The 18,069-nt window shown below is 66.5% G+C and carries 15 protein-coding genes; 8 read left to right on the forward strand and 7 right to left on the reverse strand.

Annotated elements, in window-relative coordinates; translation table 11 throughout:
- Positions 1-25: 25 nt before the first annotated feature.
- From DGI_RS11725 to DGI_RS18475, 4 genes are all read right to left on the reverse strand, one after another.
- Positions 26-2,563, reverse strand: coding sequence for a [protein-PII] uridylyltransferase family protein (locus DGI_RS11725; RefSeq protein WP_021761287.1), 2,538 nt, complete (start codon positions 2,561-2,563; stop codon positions 26-28).
- A 57-nt stretch (positions 2,564-2,620) separates the two neighbouring features.
- Positions 2,621-2,959: a P-II family nitrogen regulator gene (locus DGI_RS11730; protein ID WP_021761288.1), complete on the reverse strand. Its 339-nt coding sequence runs from the start codon at positions 2,957-2,959 to the stop codon at positions 2,621-2,623.
- 25 nt (positions 2,960-2,984) lie between these two features.
- Positions 2,985-4,193: an ammonium transporter gene (locus DGI_RS11735; protein WP_021761289.1), complete on the reverse strand. Its 1,209-nt coding sequence runs from the start codon at positions 4,191-4,193 to the stop codon at positions 2,985-2,987.
- A 382-nt stretch (positions 4,194-4,575) separates the two neighbouring features.
- Complete coding sequence (locus DGI_RS18475; protein WP_021761290.1) at positions 4,576-6,798, reverse strand: U32 family peptidase; 2,223 nt, start codon at positions 6,796-6,798, stop codon at positions 4,576-4,578.
- 82 nt (positions 6,799-6,880) lie between these two features.
- On the opposite strand from DGI_RS18475, the gene DGI_RS11745 reads away from it, so the two are divergent.
- Genes DGI_RS11745 through blaOXA form a run of 3 tightly spaced genes read left to right on the forward strand, consistent with a single transcriptional unit; the run spans position 6,881 to position 9,481 of the window.
- On the forward strand, positions 6,881-7,675 hold the full coding sequence (locus DGI_RS11745; protein WP_034607984.1) for an iron-sulfur cluster-binding protein: 795 nt from the start codon (positions 6,881-6,883) through the stop codon (positions 7,673-7,675).
- Between the two features lie 11 nt (positions 7,676-7,686).
- A complete protein-coding gene (locus DGI_RS11750) occupies positions 7,687-8,634 on the forward strand; it encodes a dihydroorotate dehydrogenase (RefSeq protein WP_021761292.1) in 948 nt (315 codons plus the stop codon).
- A gap of 22 nt (positions 8,635-8,656) precedes the next feature.
- Entirely contained in the window at positions 8,657-9,481 is an 825-nt protein-coding gene (blaOXA, locus tag DGI_RS11755; protein ID WP_034607982.1) for a class D beta-lactamase, read from the forward strand.
- A 74-nt stretch (positions 9,482-9,555) separates the two neighbouring features.
- Here blaOXA and DGI_RS11760 read toward each other — a convergent pair whose 3' ends face one another.
- Genes DGI_RS11760 through DGI_RS11770 form a run of 3 tightly spaced genes read right to left on the reverse strand, consistent with a single transcriptional unit; the run spans position 9,556 to position 13,389 of the window.
- Complete coding sequence (locus DGI_RS11760) at positions 9,556-10,818, reverse strand: phenylacetate--CoA ligase family protein (RefSeq protein ID WP_021761294.1); 1,263 nt, start codon at positions 10,816-10,818, stop codon at positions 9,556-9,558.
- A gap of 28 nt (positions 10,819-10,846) precedes the next feature.
- A complete protein-coding gene (locus DGI_RS11765; RefSeq protein WP_021761295.1) occupies positions 10,847-12,148 on the reverse strand; it encodes a CgeB family protein in 1,302 nt (433 codons plus the stop codon).
- Positions 12,148-13,389, reverse strand: a complete 1,242-nt coding sequence (locus DGI_RS11770) for a glycosyltransferase family 9 protein (RefSeq protein WP_021761296.1) — start codon at positions 13,387-13,389, stop codon at positions 12,148-12,150. Before DGI_RS11770 ends, DGI_RS11765 begins: the two co-directional genes overlap by 1 nt.
- Before the next feature lie 96 nt (positions 13,390-13,485).
- Here DGI_RS11770 and DGI_RS11775 point away from each other — a divergent pair, with 96 nt between their 5' ends.
- From DGI_RS11775 to tilS, 5 genes are all read left to right on the forward strand, one after another.
- Positions 13,486-14,202, forward strand: a complete 717-nt coding sequence (locus DGI_RS11775) for a precorrin-2 dehydrogenase/sirohydrochlorin ferrochelatase family protein (RefSeq protein WP_021761297.1) — start codon at positions 13,486-13,488, stop codon at positions 14,200-14,202.
- Positions 14,199-15,029, forward strand: a complete 831-nt coding sequence (locus tag DGI_RS11780) for a cytochrome C assembly family protein (RefSeq protein ID WP_021761298.1) — start codon at positions 14,199-14,201, stop codon at positions 15,027-15,029. Before DGI_RS11775 ends, DGI_RS11780 begins: the two co-directional genes overlap by 4 nt.
- On the forward strand, positions 15,026-16,438 hold the full coding sequence (hemA, locus tag DGI_RS11785; protein ID WP_021761299.1) for a glutamyl-tRNA reductase: 1,413 nt from the start codon (positions 15,026-15,028) through the stop codon (positions 16,436-16,438). Before DGI_RS11780 ends, hemA begins: the two co-directional genes overlap by 4 nt.
- 2 nt (positions 16,439-16,440) lie before the next feature.
- A complete protein-coding gene (locus DGI_RS11790; protein ID WP_021761300.1) occupies positions 16,441-16,776 on the forward strand; it encodes a hypothetical protein in 336 nt (111 codons plus the stop codon).
- Positions 16,777-17,059: 283 nt separating this feature from the next.
- Positions 17,060-18,028 (forward strand): tRNA lysidine(34) synthetase TilS, encoded by a 969-nt coding sequence (gene tilS / locus DGI_RS11795; protein WP_235619971.1) that lies wholly within the window; start codon positions 17,060-17,062, stop codon positions 18,026-18,028.
- Positions 18,029-18,069: the final 41 nt, after the last annotated feature.

Genomic DNA, 18,069 nt, shown 5'->3' on the forward strand with positions numbered 1-18,069 from the left:
TTTCGGCGCGGCGATGCCGCAGCTATTAGCCGCAGGACACGCGGGAGAGCAAGGCTTCGCGCAATCTTTTTACAAATGCCTCGGACTGCGAGGCCTGCGCTGCGGTGGGCGAGATGTGGAACTGGTCATGCGCGCGAGCGCCCCGGGTCTGGATGCGTGCCGTGCGCACCCGGGCGTCGGCCTGTTCCAGCCCCACCACAATATCGTGCAGCAAGCCGATGCGGTCGTCCGCTTCCACCTGGACCCTGAAGGCGTCGCCATCGGCCAGGATGTCCACTTCCGGCGCCAGCCTGACGCGGCCGTTGCGTGCCAGCAGGGAGGTGCGCTTTTCCGCCAGCCGCTCCTCAAGCCGCACCTTGCCAGACAAGGCATAAGTGAGGGTGGACTGGACCCGGGACCAGAATTCATCCGGATACAGCGGATCCGGCGGTGGGGAGACAAAAAATCGGTGCAGGGCAAAGCCATCGTTCCAGGTGAAGACGTCCGCCTGCATGATGTCCTGCCCGTGAAGGGCCAGCACTCCGGAAGCCATCGCCAGCAGCCGCGCTTCCAGCCGACCAGCCACGGCCACTTCCCACGCGCCTGCCCCCTCGCGATCCGCCGGGCGGGCCTGCAACACGGCCACCCTGCCCTCCTGGCCGCCGCCGGGGAGGCGCACCAGGGCTTCTTCAAAGCGTTCCAGAAATTCGTCGCGCAACTGCAGGTGGCGCAACACCTCCCCAGGGGCCACGGTCAGGAGGTAGCGCGGGGTCAGCAGGCCCAGGCGTTCTTCCATGGCATCCGGTGAATAGACCTCGTGCGCCAGACTGCGCAGCACATCACGCCGTTTGAGCAGCAGACGGACTTCGCGGGCCGGGGTGAAGTCCCGCGTCTGCAGGGCCTCGGCCACGGCATCGGCCAGGGCGAACAGCAGTGAGGCGGACCAGTCGTTCCACACGCGTGGCCCGGTGGCGTGCGAATCCGCATAGGTCAGCAACAGCAGGCGCGAAAGCCGGGCCGGCGTCACGCCGCGGCCGATGATGCGGCCCACCACGGCGGCGTCCTCGGGGTCCTCGGCATGGGCCGTCTCGGCCAGCAGCAAATGCTCACGGATGAGAAACGCCACCTCATCCACCAGATCCGCCGGCGCGCCCCAGGCCGCCAGCACCGACGACGCCAGATGTCCCCCGCGCTCGCAATGTCCCTGGCTGCCCTCGGCCGGGGTTTTGCCAATATCGTGCAGCAAGGCCGCCCAGAGCAGCGCCGGACGCCGCCGCTCCTCCTCCCACAGGACGCGCAGCCGCCGCGGGGCCTGGGACTGGGGATCGGCCAGGCCGTCCAGCATGCGCAGGGTCTCCACACTGTGGCGTCCCACGGGGCGAATGTGCCAGCCGCCATAGGGGATGCGGTCCTGCGAGACACCGAACGCCGGCACCAGGGCGGCCAGCAGGCCGGTTTCGAACATGGCTTCCACCGCCACCGCGGCGTGTGGTCCGGCCAGCAGTTGCGACAGGCGGGCGAACAGCGCCGGCGGCTCCTTGTCTCGTTGCGCCTCGGCCTCCATGCGGCGTCTGGCTGCCAGAGACGGCGGCCGGCCGGTTGCGGCGCAGGCATACAGCGCTTCCCAGCAATCCCAGGGAAATTCTTCCTGCAACACGTCTGGTTCGCCCACTGCACCAGCCGCGGCGCGACGCTGCCACCACGCTGCCGCCCGGCAGCGCTCCATGGCCCGGTGCAGCCGGGCCAGCAGGTGCGCGGGCCCCTGCTCCCCAGGATAGCCACAACACTCGGCCAGGTCCGGCAACAGGTCAAGGGGGATGAGATCCTGCCGCGAGCCGCACAGGGCGTGCAGCCGGCTGCGCACTTCCAGCAACAGGCCGACATCTTCCTGCAGGCGCTGCACATCGCGCTCGGCCAGGGCGGACTGCTCGCCCAGGAGCCGATGCAGCCAGCGGGCGGTGTGGATTTCCCGCAATCCGCCAATGCCGGATTTGAGATGCGGTTCCAGCAGGGCAAAGGCCTCGCCATGCCGGGCCAGACGGGAGGCGGTTTCCCGGTCCAGCCAGACGAGAAACCCCGGCAGCACGGCCGGCGTGGCCAGGGCATTGACGGCCTGCTGCAATGCCTCGAACACGGCGACATCGCCGGTGATCAGCCGCAGATCCAGCAGGGAGGCCAGCACGGCCATGTCCTGCCGGGCGCAGGCGACGCAATCCGCAACGGAGCGCACGCCGTGCCCCACATCCAGCTTGAGATCCCAAAGCGGCCGGAACAGATGCCCTGCCAGGGCGTCCGCATTCTGGGGAATCTCATCCGCATAGACCAGCAACACGTCGATGTCGGCATGCAGGGAGCATTCGGCGCGGCCGTAGCCGCCCACGGCGGCGATGCAGCAGGCCGGCCCGGAAGAGATGTTCGGGCGGGCCTCAAACTGGGCCTGGAAATAGGTGTCGCAGGCGGCAGTCAGTTGGGCGGCAGTGGAGACCTCGCGGGCGGACCCGGCTGCCATGGGCCGGCGCAATGCATCCGGCAGGGTCTGGCGCACCCCGGCGAGGAGGGCGAGAGAGGCAAGGGCGTCGGGCATGCGATGCAGTGCGAACGGGCCGGGAAGCAGCGCTCCCCGGCCCGTTACGAGTACGGGTTAGATGGCCTCCACGCCGGACTCGCCGGTGCGGATGCGGATGGTTTCTTCCACGGGGATGACGAAGATCTTGCCGTCGCCAATCTGGCCGGTGCGGGCGGCCTTGACCACCTCGTCCACCACGGTCTTGGCCATGGAATCATCCACCACCACTTCAATTTTGACCTTGGCCACAAAGTCCACCTGGTATTCCGCGCCGCGGTAGACTTCCTTGTGCCCGCGCTGCCGGCCGAAGCCCTTGACCTCGCTCACGGTCATGCCCCTGATATCCAGGCTGGTGAGGGCCTTCTTGACCTCTTCCATCTTGAAGGGTCGGACAATGATCTCGATCTTTTTCATGATCGCAATCCTTTCTCGCAAGACGTTAGTACTGGTATCCGGACTCGTTGTGCTGGCTCATGTCCAGACCGACTTCTTCCTCTTCCGGCGTCACGCGCAGGCCCACCACCATATCGGTGAACTTGAGCAACAGGTAGCTTGCGCCAAAGCAGAACACCCAGGTGGCCACCACAGAGGCCACCTGCACCAGGAACTGGTGCACATCGCCCTGCAGCAGGCCGGATTTGCCGTTCACGGCAGCGTTGGCGAAAATGCCCGTGGCAATGGCGCCCCAGGTCCCACCTACGCCATGAATGCCCACCACGTCCAGGGCATCGTCAAAGCCGAGCTTGTGCTTGAGGAAGATGCCGCCGTAGCAGATGGCGCCGCCGGAAAGACCCATGAGCAGCGCGCCCATGGGGGTGACGAAACCGGCTGCCGGGGTGATGACCACCAGCCCGGCCACAGCGCCGGAGGCAGCGCCCAGGGTGGTGGGCTTGCCGCTGACGATGCGTTCCATGGCGATCCAGGCCAGGGCCGCCGCAGCGGCAGCGATGTGCGTGGTCACAAAGGCGCTGGAAGCCAGCCCGTTGGCAGCCAGGGCGCTGCCGGCGTTGAAGCCGAACCAGCCGAACCACAGGATGCCCGCACCAAGCACAGTCATGGGAATGTTATGCGGGATGAACGGCGCCTGCCCGTAGCCGCGGCGATAGCCCAGGACAAGGGCCGCCGCCAGAGCCGCCGCGCCGGAGCTCATGTGCACCACCGCGCCGCCGGCAAAGTCCAGCGCGCCCATCTGTGCCATCCAGCCGCCGCCCCACACCCAGTGGGCCATGGGACAGTACACCAGGATGAGCCACAGGACGGAGAAAACCAGGAACCCGGAAAACTTGATGCGCTCCGCATACGCCCCGGAGATGAGCGCGGGCGTGATGACCGCGAACATGCACTGGAAAATCATGAAGGTGGAATGCGGGATGGTGGGAGCAACGGCTGCCGGTTCCGCGCCCACACCGTACAGGAAGGCGAAGTTCAGGGAGCCAATGACGCCGGCGATATCGTCGCCGAAGGCCAGGCTGTAGCCCACAGCCACCCACACCAGTGTTCCCACTGCAAGCATGATGAAGCTGTGCATGATGGTGCCCAGCACGTTCTTGTTGCGCGTGAGGCCGCCATAGAACAGGGCCAAACCGGGGGTCATGAACATGACCAGAGCGGCGCAGATAAGAATGAATGCGGTATCCGCCGGCTGCATGATTTCCTCCTGCTGAAAATGAGCTGTGCGTCGCTTTTGTTTCGTGCAGCACTGCTGCACACCCATGCCAATACGTCCTTCCCGTGAAAGACGGCCCCCTTGTAGCGCACTCCGCAGCCCAGGGGAACCCGTTTTGACATTAATCGCAACAAACACGAAACAATCCGCAGCATCAATGCACTCCCGCGCGCGGCCCACTCACCATCCTCCATGGGCCGCGCCGGATCACCTCATGAATTAATCATTTTACATCAGGTGATTACAACAACACCTCAAATCAAAACCGCCGCAATGCCGTATTGTGCTCCTGGACGCGCGGGAATGCATTTTTTTCCTTGCCATGCGCGCCGTCCGTGTTTTTTGACGTTTCTGCAACATTGCCTCACAGCATGCCCAGTTCCCAGTTGAACTGGCTGCTGCGGCCCGGCGTTTCCACCCGCCTGGGCTGCGGCTCCTTCAGGTGGATGAACACGCCGTACCCTGCGTCCTCCAGCGCCTCTGTCCTGGCGGTGATGTCCAGGGGCCAGGCCGGGAAGATCCACGAGAGCGGGCCATACGGCCGGGTGAAGAACGTCTCGCCCTTGGGGCTGGACAGGGGCTCCTGGGGATTGACCAGGGGACTCCGATAGCGCGTCACCCCCACGGGCCAGTAGCCCGAGACCACGATGCCCAGGGGCAGCGGGCTTTGTGCCGGCAAGGCGAGGATGTCTTCCCCCCCAAGCTCGGGGCTGACCACAGCCATGTCGAACCCCAGGGCGCGCATTTCTTCCAGGGCCAGGGGATTGGCCAAGTTGCAGAACGGCCCGGCCACGGGCTTGACCTTGCCCAGATCCGGCAACAGCCCGATCTGCCAGGGCGCATTGCAGACGATGCGCCGGCCGCCGTCGCGCACCAGCTTGTGCAGGGCCTTCTTCCAGGACTCTTCCTCCTCGGGCCAGATGACGGGCGGCAGCCACCACCAGATTTTCGGGTACAAGGTGGGCGAGCATTTTTCCGGGGTAAAGGGCGTCATCCACAAGCCCTTGACGCCCCGCTCGGTCTGCTTGCCCGCGGCCAGGGCCCGCTGCACGATCAGGTTGACCGTGCCCTTGGGACGTCCCGCCGCGGCCGGCATGTGCGGTTCGAAGTCCGAGGTCACGCCGGCGGGCTCGCGTCGTTCGGCCAGTTCCGCACGCATGCTGCCCAGGCGGGAGGCCAGCTCAGGCTCCCGCCGGTCCACCAGATACACCGGTGTGCCCTTGGGTGGCAGCCGCGGCCCGGGCCTGCGGCCGCGCGGGTGGAAGGGGCGGGCGTTCTTGCCCAGCCCCTTGCGCTTGAGGGGGGATGATTTGCCGAATTTGCCGGCCTTGCCGGATTCGCCAGGCTTGCCGGACTTACCGGATTCACCGGGCTTGCCGGACGGGCCGGCCTCGGCCGCAGGCGCTGGCCTGAGCTTGGCCACGGCGGGGCGGATGTCCAGCCGGCCGCCCTTGGGGATGGCCTTGCGGATGGGGATGGTCTGATGCCAGCTGTCATCTTCCGACCCCACGCGCAGCAGATCCCCCTTGAGCAGGGGCATGCGGGGGGCAAGATAAGCGCCACCCTCGTTGGTGTGGGTGACACGGCCGGCCAGCAGCCCCGAGGCCACGGCGGATTCCTCCCCGGCCTCGGGCAGGGGCTGATGCGGTTTTTGCGGCAGGAACAGGGCATGGCTGCCCTGGCGCCCCAGGGCCCGTTCCAGGATGGCCAGAGCCTCCTTGCGGGCGGCGGGGTCGTCGCTGTGGTCGCGCAGCATCTTGTAGGCGGTCACGGCGTAGAAGGCGTAATGCGGCCCTTTTTTGCGACCCTCGATCTTCCAGGCCTTGATGCGCGGGAACTGCAGGAGCGTCTTGGCCAGCACATCCAGCGAGAGATCCAGACAGGAGAACACCCGCCCGCCCTCGGAGGCAGAACCGTGCACGCCCTTGCCGGAATACCGCCGCCGGCAGGGCTGCACGCAGCGGCCGCGCAGGCCGCTCTTGCCGCCCATGTAGCTGGACCAATAACACCGGCCGGAGACGCAGAAGCAGAGCGCGCCATGGACAAAGGCTTCCAGATCCATGTCCAGCTCCGCCGCGGCGGTGTCCATGGCCTTCATCTCATCCACATGAAATTCCCGGGCCAGCACCACCCGACGCACGCCCATCTCCTTGGCCACGCGCAGGCCTGCCATGGGGGATACGGCCGCCAGGGTGGAAAGATGGATCTCCCCGGGAAATTCGATCTGCCGCAATAACTGCACGGCCCCGAGATCCTGCACGATGACCCCGGCCGGCTGCACGGCCTTGGCCACGCGATCCAGCATGCGGCCGGCGGCGTCCAGATCCCCGGGCTTGAGCATGGTATTCAGGGCCAGATAGGTCTTCACCCCTTTTTCGCGTGCATAGCCGGAAAGTGCGGCCAGCTCCTTGACGGCGAAGTTATCTGCCTGCATCCTTGCAGAGAAATGTTTCAGCCCTGCGTACACGGCATCCGCTCCGGCGGCCACGGCTGCCAGGAAGGCATCCGGCTGCCCGGCCGGAGCCAGGATTTCAGGACGTACGGAACCTGTTGATGCGGTCGTCGAATCTGTCGTCAACACTGTCATGGATTCTCCATCGCCCAGGCTTCCATGGGCACGTCCATGCGGACGTTGCCTGCATGTGCGGGCGGTCAATGAGGTAACTGCTATGGCGCAAGCCCTGTTGAAGGCGTCCTGCCACGACGCCTTGGTGCTGGAAAACCGTCTGCTCGGCGCCGGTCCGTCGGCAGGCGGCATCTGGAAACTCGTGCTGGACTTCCCCGGCTGGACCCTCTGGCGGCCCGGCCAGTTCGTCATGCTCCGGTCGGGAACCTTTGGTCAGGAACTCATCTGGGGGCGGCCCATCTCCATCGGCGATTACCAGAACGGCCAGCTCACCCTGTACATCCTGAACACGGGCCGGGGCACGGAAAAACTCGCCGCACTCAAACAGGGGGACGCCTGCACCGTCTGGGGCCCCCTGGGCAACGGCTTCGCCCAGGAAAAGAACGCCTCCACGCTCATGCTCTGCGGCGGCATCGGCATTGCTCCCTTTGTGGGCTATACCCGGGCCCATCCGGCCCCGGAAAAGCTCACCCTGCTCTTCGGCCACCGCCTTCCATTGGATTCCTACCCTTGGGACGCCTTTTCGTCCATCACCGCAAGGGGCTATTTGGAGCAAGGGCCTGCGGATTTGCAACAATTCATCGACGCCATGCGCGAGGCCATGACTGCCACGGCCGCGGAACAGGGTCTGGTGCTCTCCTGCGGCCCCCTGCCCTTCCTGCGCACGGTGCAGCGTCTGGCCAGGGAAACCGGGGCACGGACGCAACTTTCCCTGGAAAATCGAATGGGTTGCGGCGTGGGGGCCTGCCTTGGCTGTGTGGCCGAGGACGACCAGGGCAAGCGCGTGCAGACCTGCAGCCGTGGGCCGGTGTTCTGGTCCACCAAAATCACCGTCTAAGGAGACGCCGCATGACCACCGAATCTTCGTCCGTCTCCGCCCCTTCCGTGTCCACGGCCGTGCAGGTCGGTAGTCTGGCGCTGAAAAATCCCATCCTCACCGCCTCGGGCACCTTTGGCTACGGCCTGGAATTCGCGCCCTACGGCGATCTGAAATCCCTGGGCGGCATCATCGTCAAGGGCCTGTCCCTCAAGCCGCGTCTGGGCAACCCCATGCCCCGCCTGGCCGAGACACCCTGCGGCATGCTCAACGCCATTGGCCTGCAGAACATCGGGGTGGAAGCCTTTCTGCAAGACAAGCTCCCTGCCCTGCCGCATCAGGACGTGCCCATCATCGCCAACCTGTATGCCTGCGACGCCGACGAGTTCGCCGCCCTGGGCGGCATCCTGGCCCGGGCCGAGGGCATTGCGGCCATTGAGGTCAATGTGTCCTGCCCCAACGTGGCGTCAGGCGGCATCCTCTTCGGGCAGGATCCAACCCAGGCCGCCAGGGTGACGGAAGCAGTGAAGAAACAGGCCGGCAACACGCCGGTCTGGGTCAAGCTCACGCCCAATGTCTCGGATATCGCCGCCGTGGCCCGGGCCGTGGAAAAAGCCGGGGCCGACGCCCTGTGCTGCATCAACACCCTGCCCGGCATGGCCGTGGATCTGGAACGCCGCACCCCGCGGCTGGCCAACGTCATCGGCGGGTTGTCCGGCCCGGCCATCAAACCCGTGGCCCTGCGCTGCGTGTGGGAGGTGGCCAGGGCGGTGAAGATCCCGGTCATCGGCGTGGGCGGCATCACCAGCGCGCGGGATGTGCTGGAATTCATCCTGGCCGGCGCCACAGCGGTGCAGGTGGGCACGGCCAACTTCATGCGGCCGGACGCAGCCTTTGCCATGGCCGCCGCCCTGCCCGCCGCCATGCAGGCCCTGCGCATCGCCTCCCTGGACGAGCTGCGCGGCACGCTGAAAGTGTAACATACCCCTTCGAGCTGGATACATGAAACGCGCTTCCACCCTCTTGTTGACGATGCTGTGCTGCCTTGTGCTGCTCTGCGCCTGCGCCGGACGCAGGCAGGCCCCTTCCGCCACCATCGAACGCCCCCAGTGGGGGCAGGCGTTCCAGCAGGCCGGTCTCCAGCCTGCCCAGGGAACCATGGTGCTGCTGCACGACGGCGCCGATGCCGTGCAGGTGTACAACCCGGCCCGGGCCGCCACGCCCATGCTCCCGGCATCCACCTTCAAAATCCTCAATGCCTGCATCGCCCTGGAAACGGGCGTGGCCAGCGGGCCGGATCAGGTCTTTCCCTGGAACGGCGTCACGCATTCCGTCGCGGCCTGGAACAGGGATCTCACGCTGCAGGAGGCCTTTGCCGCCTCCAGCGTGCCGGTGTTTCAGGAGCTCGCCCGCCGGATCGGACACGAGCGCATGCAGAAATACGTGCAGCAGGCGCGCTACGGCAATGCGAACATCGGCGGCGAGATCGATTCCTTCTGGCTGCGCGGAGCCCTGCGCATCTCCGCCCGGGAGCAGCTCGACTTCCTGCAGCGCCTGTACCACAATCGGCTGCCCTTTTCCAGACGCACCATGGCCATGGTGAAGGATATCATGGTGGTGGAACAGGGACACGGCTGGACCCTGCGCGCCAAGACCGGCGTGGCCGTCCAAGACACGCCGCACATCGGCTGGTGGGTGGGCTGGGTGGAGCGCGGCGAGAAGGTCTGGTTCTTCGCCCTGAATATCGATGTCGCCGGCCCGGAGCAGTACGGCCTGCGGCAGCAGATCGTCAAGACCATCCTCAAGGCCGAGGGCATCCTGCCGTAAGCCGCCTGATTCCCGCAATCCCATCAACAAGGCCTGCGACGCTTGCCGCAGGCCTTGTTGCAATTACTGCAGTCCTACCACGTCCGCCGATCCACCAGCCGGGGCGCGTTCTCGGGCAGTGTTTCCCCGCACGCCGCCGGATCCAGGCGCTGCACCCGGGGCCGCAGCTTGCATACAGCCTGGAAGGACGCCGCCACAGCCTCGCAGGAAATCGAGTCCGGCGCGACCACCAGGAGGGTCAGCGCATCCCGGCCGTCGGGATTTTCCACCACCACCTGCCAGCGCAGCATCTCGGCGTACCCCGCCAGTGCCTGGGCCACTTGGTGCGGATAGATGAACTGTCCCTTGACCTTGGCCGTATCGTCCACGCGGCCCAGGATCCCCTGCAGCCGGGGTGCGCTGCGGCCGCAGGCGCAGGGCGCGTCGTCCAGCATGGAGAGATCTCCCGTGGCCAGGCGCACCAGGGGGTATTCCGTGGGAAACGGCGTCACCACCACTTCGCCCAGCTCCCCGGCCGGCAGGGGCGCGCCGGTGGCGGGATCGCAGATTTCCACATGCGCCCGGGCGGCCAGATGCATGCCCGTGAGCTGCCGGCATTCGTAGGCGATGCAGCCCACGTCCGCCGTGCCGTAGCCCTGGCGCACCACCATGCCCAGCTCCTCTTCCAGCTCCCGACGCAGGGACTCCGGCAACCGCTCCGCAGCCACAAAGGCCACCTTGAGCCGGAAGGCCTCGGCCGGGTCCAGGCCCTGGGATCTGGCGGTATCCTTGATGACCTTCAGATAGCTGGCCATGCCCACAAAGCCGGTCACGGGCAGGCGGGTCAGCAGATCGATCTGCGTCTGGGTGTTGCCCGGCCCGGCGGGAATGACGGCGCAGCCGATCTCGCGCAGGGGCTCTTCCAGCATCAGGCCGGCCGGGGTCAGGTGATAGCCGAAGGTCATCTGGACCACATCTCCGGCGCGGAAGCCGGCGGCATGGAAGGCGTCTGTCCAGCCCCAGAAGTCCGAGCTGCGGCCTTCGGGATCGAACAGCGGTCCCGGAGACATGAAAATGCGGGACAGCCGGCCCAGCTCCACGGACGTCAACGCGCCCAGCCCCTCGCGCTGCTGCCAGTCCATCAGATCCTTTTTGCGGATGGGCGGAATGCGGGCAAACTCCTCCCAGGATCGGACATCCGCCAGGGACATGCCGGCCGCCGCCATGCGGGCCCGGAACTCCGCGGAATGCGTCCATGCCGCCTGCAACACCGCCTGCACCCTGGGCCAGGCGGTTTCAAGACGCACCGCCGCCGGGGCCGCTTCGCCCTCATGCCGAATCGTATCTGCTCGTGTCATGCTGCGCTCCTCGTTGGGATACCGTCTGTCACTCGCCGCTGTACTGACGTTGCAGGGCATCCAGATACAGCAGGGCCGTATCCAGGCTGCCCAGTTCGCCGGGCTGCTGCCGCAGCCGCCAGATGACATCCTTGAACGGTGCGTCCGGCGGCGCTCCCAGGGACTCCAGACGCTGCCGCACGGCAGCCTGCAGATCCGGCGGCAGATCCCGCAGGGGATTGGCGGCGCCGGCCTGCCCTGCGCCGGGCTGCTGCTCCGCATCGGCCGGCCAGCCGGGCCGTCGCTCGGCCACCACCTCCAGCAATCGCTGCATGCGGGCGGCGTAGGTGTGTTCGGCCAGGGTCCGCGCCCGGGCCTTGGCGGCCATGGCCTGACGGGCGGTGGGATCGGCCAGGGAGGCCTGGATCAGATCCTTCATTTCCTGCAACGTGGAGAAGGTGGCCAGCTCGTCCGGGGCGTACAGTTCGGGCAGCAGCGACCGCGCATCCACCACCTGAAAGGCCCCGCAGGCGGCCAGCTCGAAGGTGCGGGGGTTGACGAAATCCCCGGGCTGCACCGGCGGGTCTGCCTTCACGCTGGAATGCAGGTTCACGTTCACGGCCGTGGCGTTGAAGATCTTCACCGCCTCTTCCGGGGCGATGCGCGCCCCGCCGCGCTGCAACACCTGGCGCAGGGCGGCGGAGTCTTCCCAGTCGCTGCCCCAAAGGCGGAAATCCATGCCCAGCAGATGCTTGAAGGCCTCCCGCCGGTTGGGGTAGCCGGCCCCCAGAAAGGATACGGCGCTGCCGAACTGGTGCTGCTCCAGGGGCGTCAACGGCGTGGGCTTGTGGAACGCCGGATCCGCCGCCAGGGGCAGGTAGCTGGCGTTGGCCACGCCGATCTCCTGCAAGGCAGTGAGGAAGGGTTCCTTCTGGATGACGAAAAAAAAGTCGTACAACGGCGCAAAGGCGCGCCAGTACGTGAACAGGCGGAAGTCCTCCACAAACCACATGGCCGTGGCCGTGCCGGCGCTGCGCAGCCGCCGCAGGGCCTGACGGGAAAGCGGGGCCTGGGCCAGGGCCAGGACCAGATCCGGCCGGAAGGTCTCCACCTTGGCCAGGATGGCCTGGGACACCACCTGCAGGAAGCTGTTCTCCAGGTGTTCCAGGCGATCCAGCGTCACCCGCAGACGTTTCAGGGCCGTGAATGCGCTGTGAAAGTCCGGGGCGTCGAACTCTTCCACCAGATGCCCCAGGGACCGCAGCCCCGAGGCCGCATACCGCGCCACGGGCAGGGAGCCGCCGTACATGGGCTGCACCACAAGCACGCGCAAGGGGCGGGAAATGGTCATCAGCAAGCCTCCGTGCAGCCCTGGGCATGCACCGTCCAGTCCGGTTCCTGATAGAGATGCTCCGCCACCGCCGCCGCCCCGGGCGAGATCTGCGCCGCAAGCCTGCGGTCCGCCATCACGGTCTCGCGCCAGCGCCGCCGCGACGCGGCATGAGGATCCTGCCCGGCTGTGGCCGTGAAATCGCAGCCCAGCTCGTCCAGGGTGGAGGCCAGCCGGACCACTCCGGCAGGTGGGTCCCCCTTGTCCATGCTCAGCAGACGCAGCAAAGCGCGGTCGGAAAACGGCGCAAGGCAGGCAGTGCGATGGTGGCACGGCTGAGACTCCAGACACGGTGCGCACTCCAGCGTGGCCTGCCACACGGTATGGCCCTGCCCGTAGGGGCCCGTCTCCCAGGCCCAGGCCGAAGACAGGAATGTCGCCACCACCGGCACCCCCAGCCGGGCCGCCAGATGCATCACTCCCGTGTCCGGCGTGAGCACGCAATCCAGTCCGCCCACCAGCCCGTGCAGGGCGGCCCAGTCGGTGCGGCCCGTGACATCGCGCGCCTGTCCCCGCAGATTCCGCGGCAGGGCCTCCAGCAAGGCCCTGGCCGCCGCAGACTCCGCCGTGCTGCCCAGCAGATGGATGGGGACGGATTTGCCCAGACGGTGCACCAGCGCCGCCACACACCCCGCCAGCACCGACGGCGGCAGGGAACGCCGGGCGTTTCTGCCGGCCATGACCACGCCCAGCCCGCCCCCCTTGGGCGCGGCCGGTGGGTTCACCAGGGACGGCGCGAGGGGATCTTCGTGCAGATGCGCCCACAGATCGGCCAGATTGCAGGGGGCCACGGCCCGTCGGCCCGCCCAGCGGAAGGCCAGGGAGAGCCACGGCGCGCGCAGCAGCTGGCCCTGCCGCCAAGCATAGCCCCGGCAGTGCGCCTCGGGAAAGGCCGCCACCAGGGCCTCGGCCAGGGGAGAAAAATTCAGGGCGTAGATGGTCTGAAATTCCAGGGCGCGCAGCGCCTCCACCGTGCGGCGCACCTCGGCCAGCACCGCGGCCGGCGCAGGCAGGGCATGGGCCGCCACGCCGTGGACCTCGCATTCGGGGTGCACCAGTCGGGCCAGGGGGACCAGGGAATGATCCACCAGCAGATGCGTCTCCCGGCCGTCGGCCAGCAGGGACGCAATGAGTCGCCGCGTCTGGACGAGATCGCCAAACCGGGCCAGTTGCAGAACAAGGGCGCGCGAGGGGGCAGGCATCGCCGCACCCTATCCCAAGAATGGCAGGCCTTCAAGTTGAACCCGGAGCCCCCGGAACGGATGTACAGCGCGGCCCGGCTCTGATACTGACTCGCCATGCGCTACTACCCGCTGTTTCTGAATCTCGCGGACCGTCGCTGCATCGTAGCCGGCCTGGGCGATGTGGGCCGCCGAAAATGCCGGGGGCTGCTCCCCGCCGGGCCCGCATCCATTCTTCTGCTTGACACCGCCCCCCTGGATGCCGATTTTGAGCGGGAGATTGCACCGTTGCTGCAGGCTGGCCGCATCGCCATTGCCCGTCGGGTACTGGCGGATGCGGATTTGGACGGATGCTTCCTGGTGTTCGCGGCCACGGGCAGCCGGGAGGAGAACCAGCGCATTGCCGCCCTGTGCCGGGCGCGCGGCGTGCTCTGCAATGTGGTGGATGCGCCGGCCAGCGGGGATTGCATTGTCCCCTCTCTGGCGGTATCCGGCGGGCTCATGGCCGCCTTTTCCACCCAGGGGCAGAGCCCGGCCCTGGCCCGGGTGGTGAAGCACGAACTGGCCGCGGCCCTGGGCAAATGGGCCGGGCTGGCGCAGTTTCTGGGCCTGCTGCGGCCGGCGCTGCTGGAGCTGGGCCAGCCGTCGTCCGAGAATGCGGTGGTGTTCCGCTCCCTGCTGCGGGAGGATCTCGCCGACGCCCTGCGTCGCGGGGACGTACCGACGGCCCTGGCCATCGTCCGGCCGCTGACGCCCATGGCCGTGCATGACGGCCTGGAATCCATGCTTGCGGGCAGCGTGACCGACAGTCAACCATCCGGGATGTCTGCATGAGTCTATTCCTTTTCGCCTACTTCCTCATCGTGTTGGCCTATCTCGCCGCCACGGGCTTATCCTTGTTCGGGGCCTTGCGACGCCGGCCCGGCCTGCGCCGCGCCGCGGTGCGCGTGGCCTTTGGCGGATTCCTGCTCCACACCCTGCTCCTGGGCCACTTCTTTGCCACGGAGACGATTGTGGAATGGTCCACCGGGGTATATCTGAAGATGCTCTCCTGGTGCGTGCTGGCGGTGTCCTTCCTGTTGTGGCACCGGCTGCGCTGGGATTTCCTCTCGTTGACGGTGTCGCCAGTGGCGCTGCTGCTGTTTGCGTCGTCCATCAACCATGCCCAGGGCACGGTGCAGATGCCCAAGGCGCTGCACGGCCTCTTTTTCACCCTGCACATCGGCGTGCTGTTTGCCAGCATTGCCCTGCTGGCCGTGGCCTGCGGGGCCGGGCTGCTGTTCGTGCATCAGGAACGCAAGATCAAAACCAAGGCCCGGCTGGCGGGCTTTCTGCAAGACATGCCCGGCCTAGCAGCCCTGGACCGCGTGAACCACTGGGCCGTCTGCCTGGGCTTTCCGCTGTTCACCCTGGGCATGCTCACGGGGTTCGTGTTCGCGCGCCTCACCTGGGGCAAGGTGTTGTCTGCGGATCCCAAGGAATTCATGTCCCTGGCCATCTGGGCCCTGTTCGCCTGGCTCTTTTACGGCAGGCTGTTTCTGGACTGGCGCGGCAAACGGCCGGCGAAGCTGGCCATGCTGCTCTTCGCCCTGGCTGTGGTCTCCATCGCCGGCGTGAACTTCTTCCTGCAAAGCCACCACGGTCTGATGGAGCGTCCATGACCCTGTCCATCTATCTCATTGGTCTCAACCACAAAACCGCGCCGGTGGAAGTGCGGGAAAAGTTCGCCCTGGCCGGCGTGTGTCCGCCTCCCCCTGAGGACCTGCCCGCCGTCGAGCCAGACCCGGACGCCCCGCCGCCGCCGTTGTTCCCCGTGGGCAAGCACCTGCGGGAAGTGGTGGTCCTTTCCACCTGCAACCGCGTGGAAGTGCTGGCCGTTGGCCCTGGCGCCGAGACCGTGGAAGCCGTGCTGGAGCGCTGGGCCGGACTCAAAGGCGCAACCGCAGACGAATTGCGGCCCTATGTGTACATCCACGAGCAGCTGGAGGCCGTGCAGCACCTGTATTGCGTGGCCTGCAGCCTGGATTCCATGGTCCTGGGTGAACCGCAAATCCTGGGCCAGCTCAAGGACGCCTACCGCAAGGCCGTGGCCCAGAACGCCACGGGTGTTATCTGCAACCGGCTGCTGCACAAGGCGTTTTCCGTGGCCAAGCGCGTACGGACCGAAACCGCCATCGGCGGCTCGGCCGTGTCCATCAGCTACGCTGCCGTGGAGCTGGCCAAGCGGATTTTCGGCGAAATGCACGACCGTCAGGCCATGCTCATCGGCGCGGGGGAAATGGCAGAACTGGCCGCCACCCACCTGCTGACCTCGGGCATTCAGAAAATCTTCGTGGCCAACCGCACCCTGGAACGGGCCGTGCACTTGGCCGAACAGTTCCGCGGCGAGGCTGTGCCCTTTGAGCTGCTCCACGAGCGTCTGCACGAGGTGGACATCATCATCAGCTCCACCGGCGCGCCCACGGCCATCCTCAAGGCCAAGGATCTCAAGCCGGTGCTCAAAAAACGGCGCAACCGGCCCATGTTCTTCATCGACATTGCCGTGCCGCGGGACATCGACCCCGACGTCAACCACCTGGACAATGTCTATCTGTATGATATCGACGACTTGAACGAAGTGGTGGAAGAGAATCTGGCCCAGCGCCAGGGCGAAGCCGTCAAGGCCCGGGGCATTGTGGCCCAGGAGGCGGTGAAGTTCGGCATCTGGCTCAAATCCTTGGACCTGACCCCCACCATCAAGGACCTGCTGGACCAGGGCCGGGTACTGGGCCGCCGCGAGCTGGCCAAGACCCTCAAGCGCATCAAGGCCAACGGCAAGACTCACGACGACGCCGATGTGGAACTCGCCCTCGAAATGCTGGTGGATTCCCTGGTCCGCAAGCTGTACAGCCAGCCCATTACGTTCCTGAAACGCCGCGCCGAGGAAGAAGACAGCGCCCGCCGCTACATCGACATCACCCGGCGCATGTTCAACCTGGACGACGAACGGGTGCCCCCGGACGCGCACCAGGACCGACGCCCGCCCCGCGAGGGCTGCGGCGCCTGCAACCATGTGGATTCCGGAGACTAGCCATGCGCGTGTATTTGGTGGAACAGATCGACCCTGATCATGTCAAACGGGTGGCCAAACGCTGCAAGGACATGGGCTGTGAAAGCGCCCTGGACGACCTCTTCTGGCTGCCGCTGCCCAAGTCCCTGCTGACCGAAGAACAGCTGGCCCACGACGCCGAATGCGGCCCACACAGCCTGGCCCTGGAGTGCGGCGAGGACTACCTGCGTCTGGAACTCCTGGTGCGCGGCCGCGGCCCCCTGCGCTGCTCCTGCATTGCCTACTGCACCCCGGCCCAGCGCGAGCACATGGTGAACTATTTTGACAACCTCCTGAAAGAGCTTGATATTCCAGCCTAAGGCATTTTAATTTTGAAAAAGGACATTGCGAGAGGGGAAACCTNAGGTTTTCCCCCGAGAGTTCTTTTCAAAAACAACGTGCTCTAAAGCATTCTGTTCTTTCTGAAGGGGAGCACGCGCGGGGGGAATTTTTTTAACAGGTTTCCCTCCTCGCCCAGATCTTCCGCAAACGATTCCTGGGAGACACACCCTGCTGCCCCTCGCCGTCCCGGACATCCCTTCCCTGCGCCTGCAAGATCTCCCGCCGCCCCTGGCCCATCGCTGTCTGGCCGTGGAACGATTCGTGGCCGAGACCCTGGGGATTGTGCTTTCCGGCACGCGGCTGGTGGTGGCCTGCTCCGGCGGGCCGGACTCCATGGCCCTGCTGGCCATGCTGCATGCCCTGCGCGTGCGCGGGGGGTTCTCGCTGGTGGCGGCCCATCTGGATCATGGCCTGCGGCCCGACGCCGCTGCGGACCAGGCCGCCGTGGCGCAACTGTGCCACCATCTTGATATCCAGTGCATTTCACAAAGGATGGACGTTGCCGCCCTGGCCGCGCAGCAGCGCATGGGCCTGGAGGAAGCCGGCCGGCTGGCCCGGCAGGAGTTTCTGGCCCGGGTGCGTTCGGACCACGGGGCGCAATGGATCGTCACCGGGCATCAGCTGAACGATCTGGCGGAAGACCAGCTCATGCGGCAGCTTCGCGGCGCAGGCTGGCCGGCCTTGGGCGGCATGGCCGGCTGCGATGCGGCGTCCGGCGTGCTGCGTCCCCTGCTCCTGCAGCCCAAAGCCGCCCTGCTGGAACTGGCCAGCACACTGCGATTGCCCTTTCGCAATGATCCCATGAACGAGGACCCGCGTTTTTTCCGCAATCGCATCCGCAATACGATCCTGCCGTTGTTCCTGGCGGAGAATCCTTCCTATCTTTCTCAGGTTGCAGGACTTTGGCTGCTTGCCCAGCTGGATGCCAGGCATTTTTCCATGGCGATGGACGCCGCCCCCGCACTCCCTGACCATGGCGGCACCAGTCTGCTGTTGCCGGCAACCGCATTGCGATCCGTGGATGCCGCCATCCGCCTGCGCTGCTGCAAGCGCGCCCTGGAGCGTCTGGCCCTGGGAGCGCCGCAGTTGGAAACCCTCCTCGCCCTGGAGGCGGCGTTCACCGCCGGCCGAATTGGCGCGGTATTCCATTTCCCTGGCCGGGTCACGGCCCGGGTGCTGTCCCAGGGCCTGCACTTTTCTGCGCCAGACGCCGCGGCCACCTCACCTTGAGAACGAATTCACATTGACAAGCTCCCCAATCCGGGTCTAAG

Origin of the sequence: Megalodesulfovibrio gigas DSM 1382 = ATCC 19364 (assembly GCF_000468495.1) — a bacterium.
GTDB classification, from domain to species: domain Bacteria; phylum Desulfobacterota; class Desulfovibrionia; order Desulfovibrionales; family Desulfovibrionaceae; genus Megalodesulfovibrio; species Megalodesulfovibrio gigas.

What these genes read in the sequence shown, in the direction of transcription:
- DGI_RS11725 (WP_021761287.1), bottom strand. Translation starts at nt 2,563, where the DNA reads ATGCCCGACGCCCTTGCCTCTCTCGCCCTCCTCGCCGGGGTGCGCCAG.
- DGI_RS11730 (WP_021761288.1), bottom strand. Translation starts at nt 2,959, where the DNA reads ATGAAAAAGATCGAGATCATTGTCCGACCCTTCAAGATGGAAGAGGTC.
- DGI_RS11735 (WP_021761289.1), bottom strand. Translation starts at nt 4,193, where the DNA reads ATGCAGCCGGCGGATACCGCATTCATTCTTATCTGCGCCGCTCTGGTC.
- DGI_RS18475 (WP_021761290.1), bottom strand. Translation starts at nt 6,798, where the DNA reads ATGACAGTGTTGACGACAGATTCGACGACCGCATCAACAGGTTCCGTA.
- DGI_RS11745 (WP_034607984.1), top strand. Translation starts at nt 6,881, where the DNA reads ATGGCGCAAGCCCTGTTGAAGGCGTCCTGCCACGACGCCTTGGTGCTG.
- DGI_RS11750 (WP_021761292.1), top strand. Translation starts at nt 7,687, where the DNA reads ATGACCACCGAATCTTCGTCCGTCTCCGCCCCTTCCGTGTCCACGGCC.
- blaOXA (WP_034607982.1), top strand. Translation starts at nt 8,657, where the DNA reads ATGAAACGCGCTTCCACCCTCTTGTTGACGATGCTGTGCTGCCTTGTG.
- DGI_RS11760 (WP_021761294.1), bottom strand. Translation starts at nt 10,818, where the DNA reads ATGACACGAGCAGATACGATTCGGCATGAGGGCGAAGCGGCCCCGGCG.
- DGI_RS11765 (WP_021761295.1), bottom strand. Translation starts at nt 12,148, where the DNA reads ATGACCATTTCCCGCCCCTTGCGCGTGCTTGTGGTGCAGCCCATGTAC.
- DGI_RS11770 (WP_021761296.1), bottom strand. Translation starts at nt 13,389, where the DNA reads ATGCCTGCCCCCTCGCGCGCCCTTGTTCTGCAACTGGCCCGGTTTGGC.
- DGI_RS11775 (WP_021761297.1), top strand. Translation starts at nt 13,486, where the DNA reads ATGCGCTACTACCCGCTGTTTCTGAATCTCGCGGACCGTCGCTGCATC.
- DGI_RS11780 (WP_021761298.1), top strand. Translation starts at nt 14,199, where the DNA reads ATGAGTCTATTCCTTTTCGCCTACTTCCTCATCGTGTTGGCCTATCTC.
- hemA (WP_021761299.1), top strand. Translation starts at nt 15,026, where the DNA reads ATGACCCTGTCCATCTATCTCATTGGTCTCAACCACAAAACCGCGCCG.
- DGI_RS11790 (WP_021761300.1), top strand. Translation starts at nt 16,441, where the DNA reads ATGCGCGTGTATTTGGTGGAACAGATCGACCCTGATCATGTCAAACGG.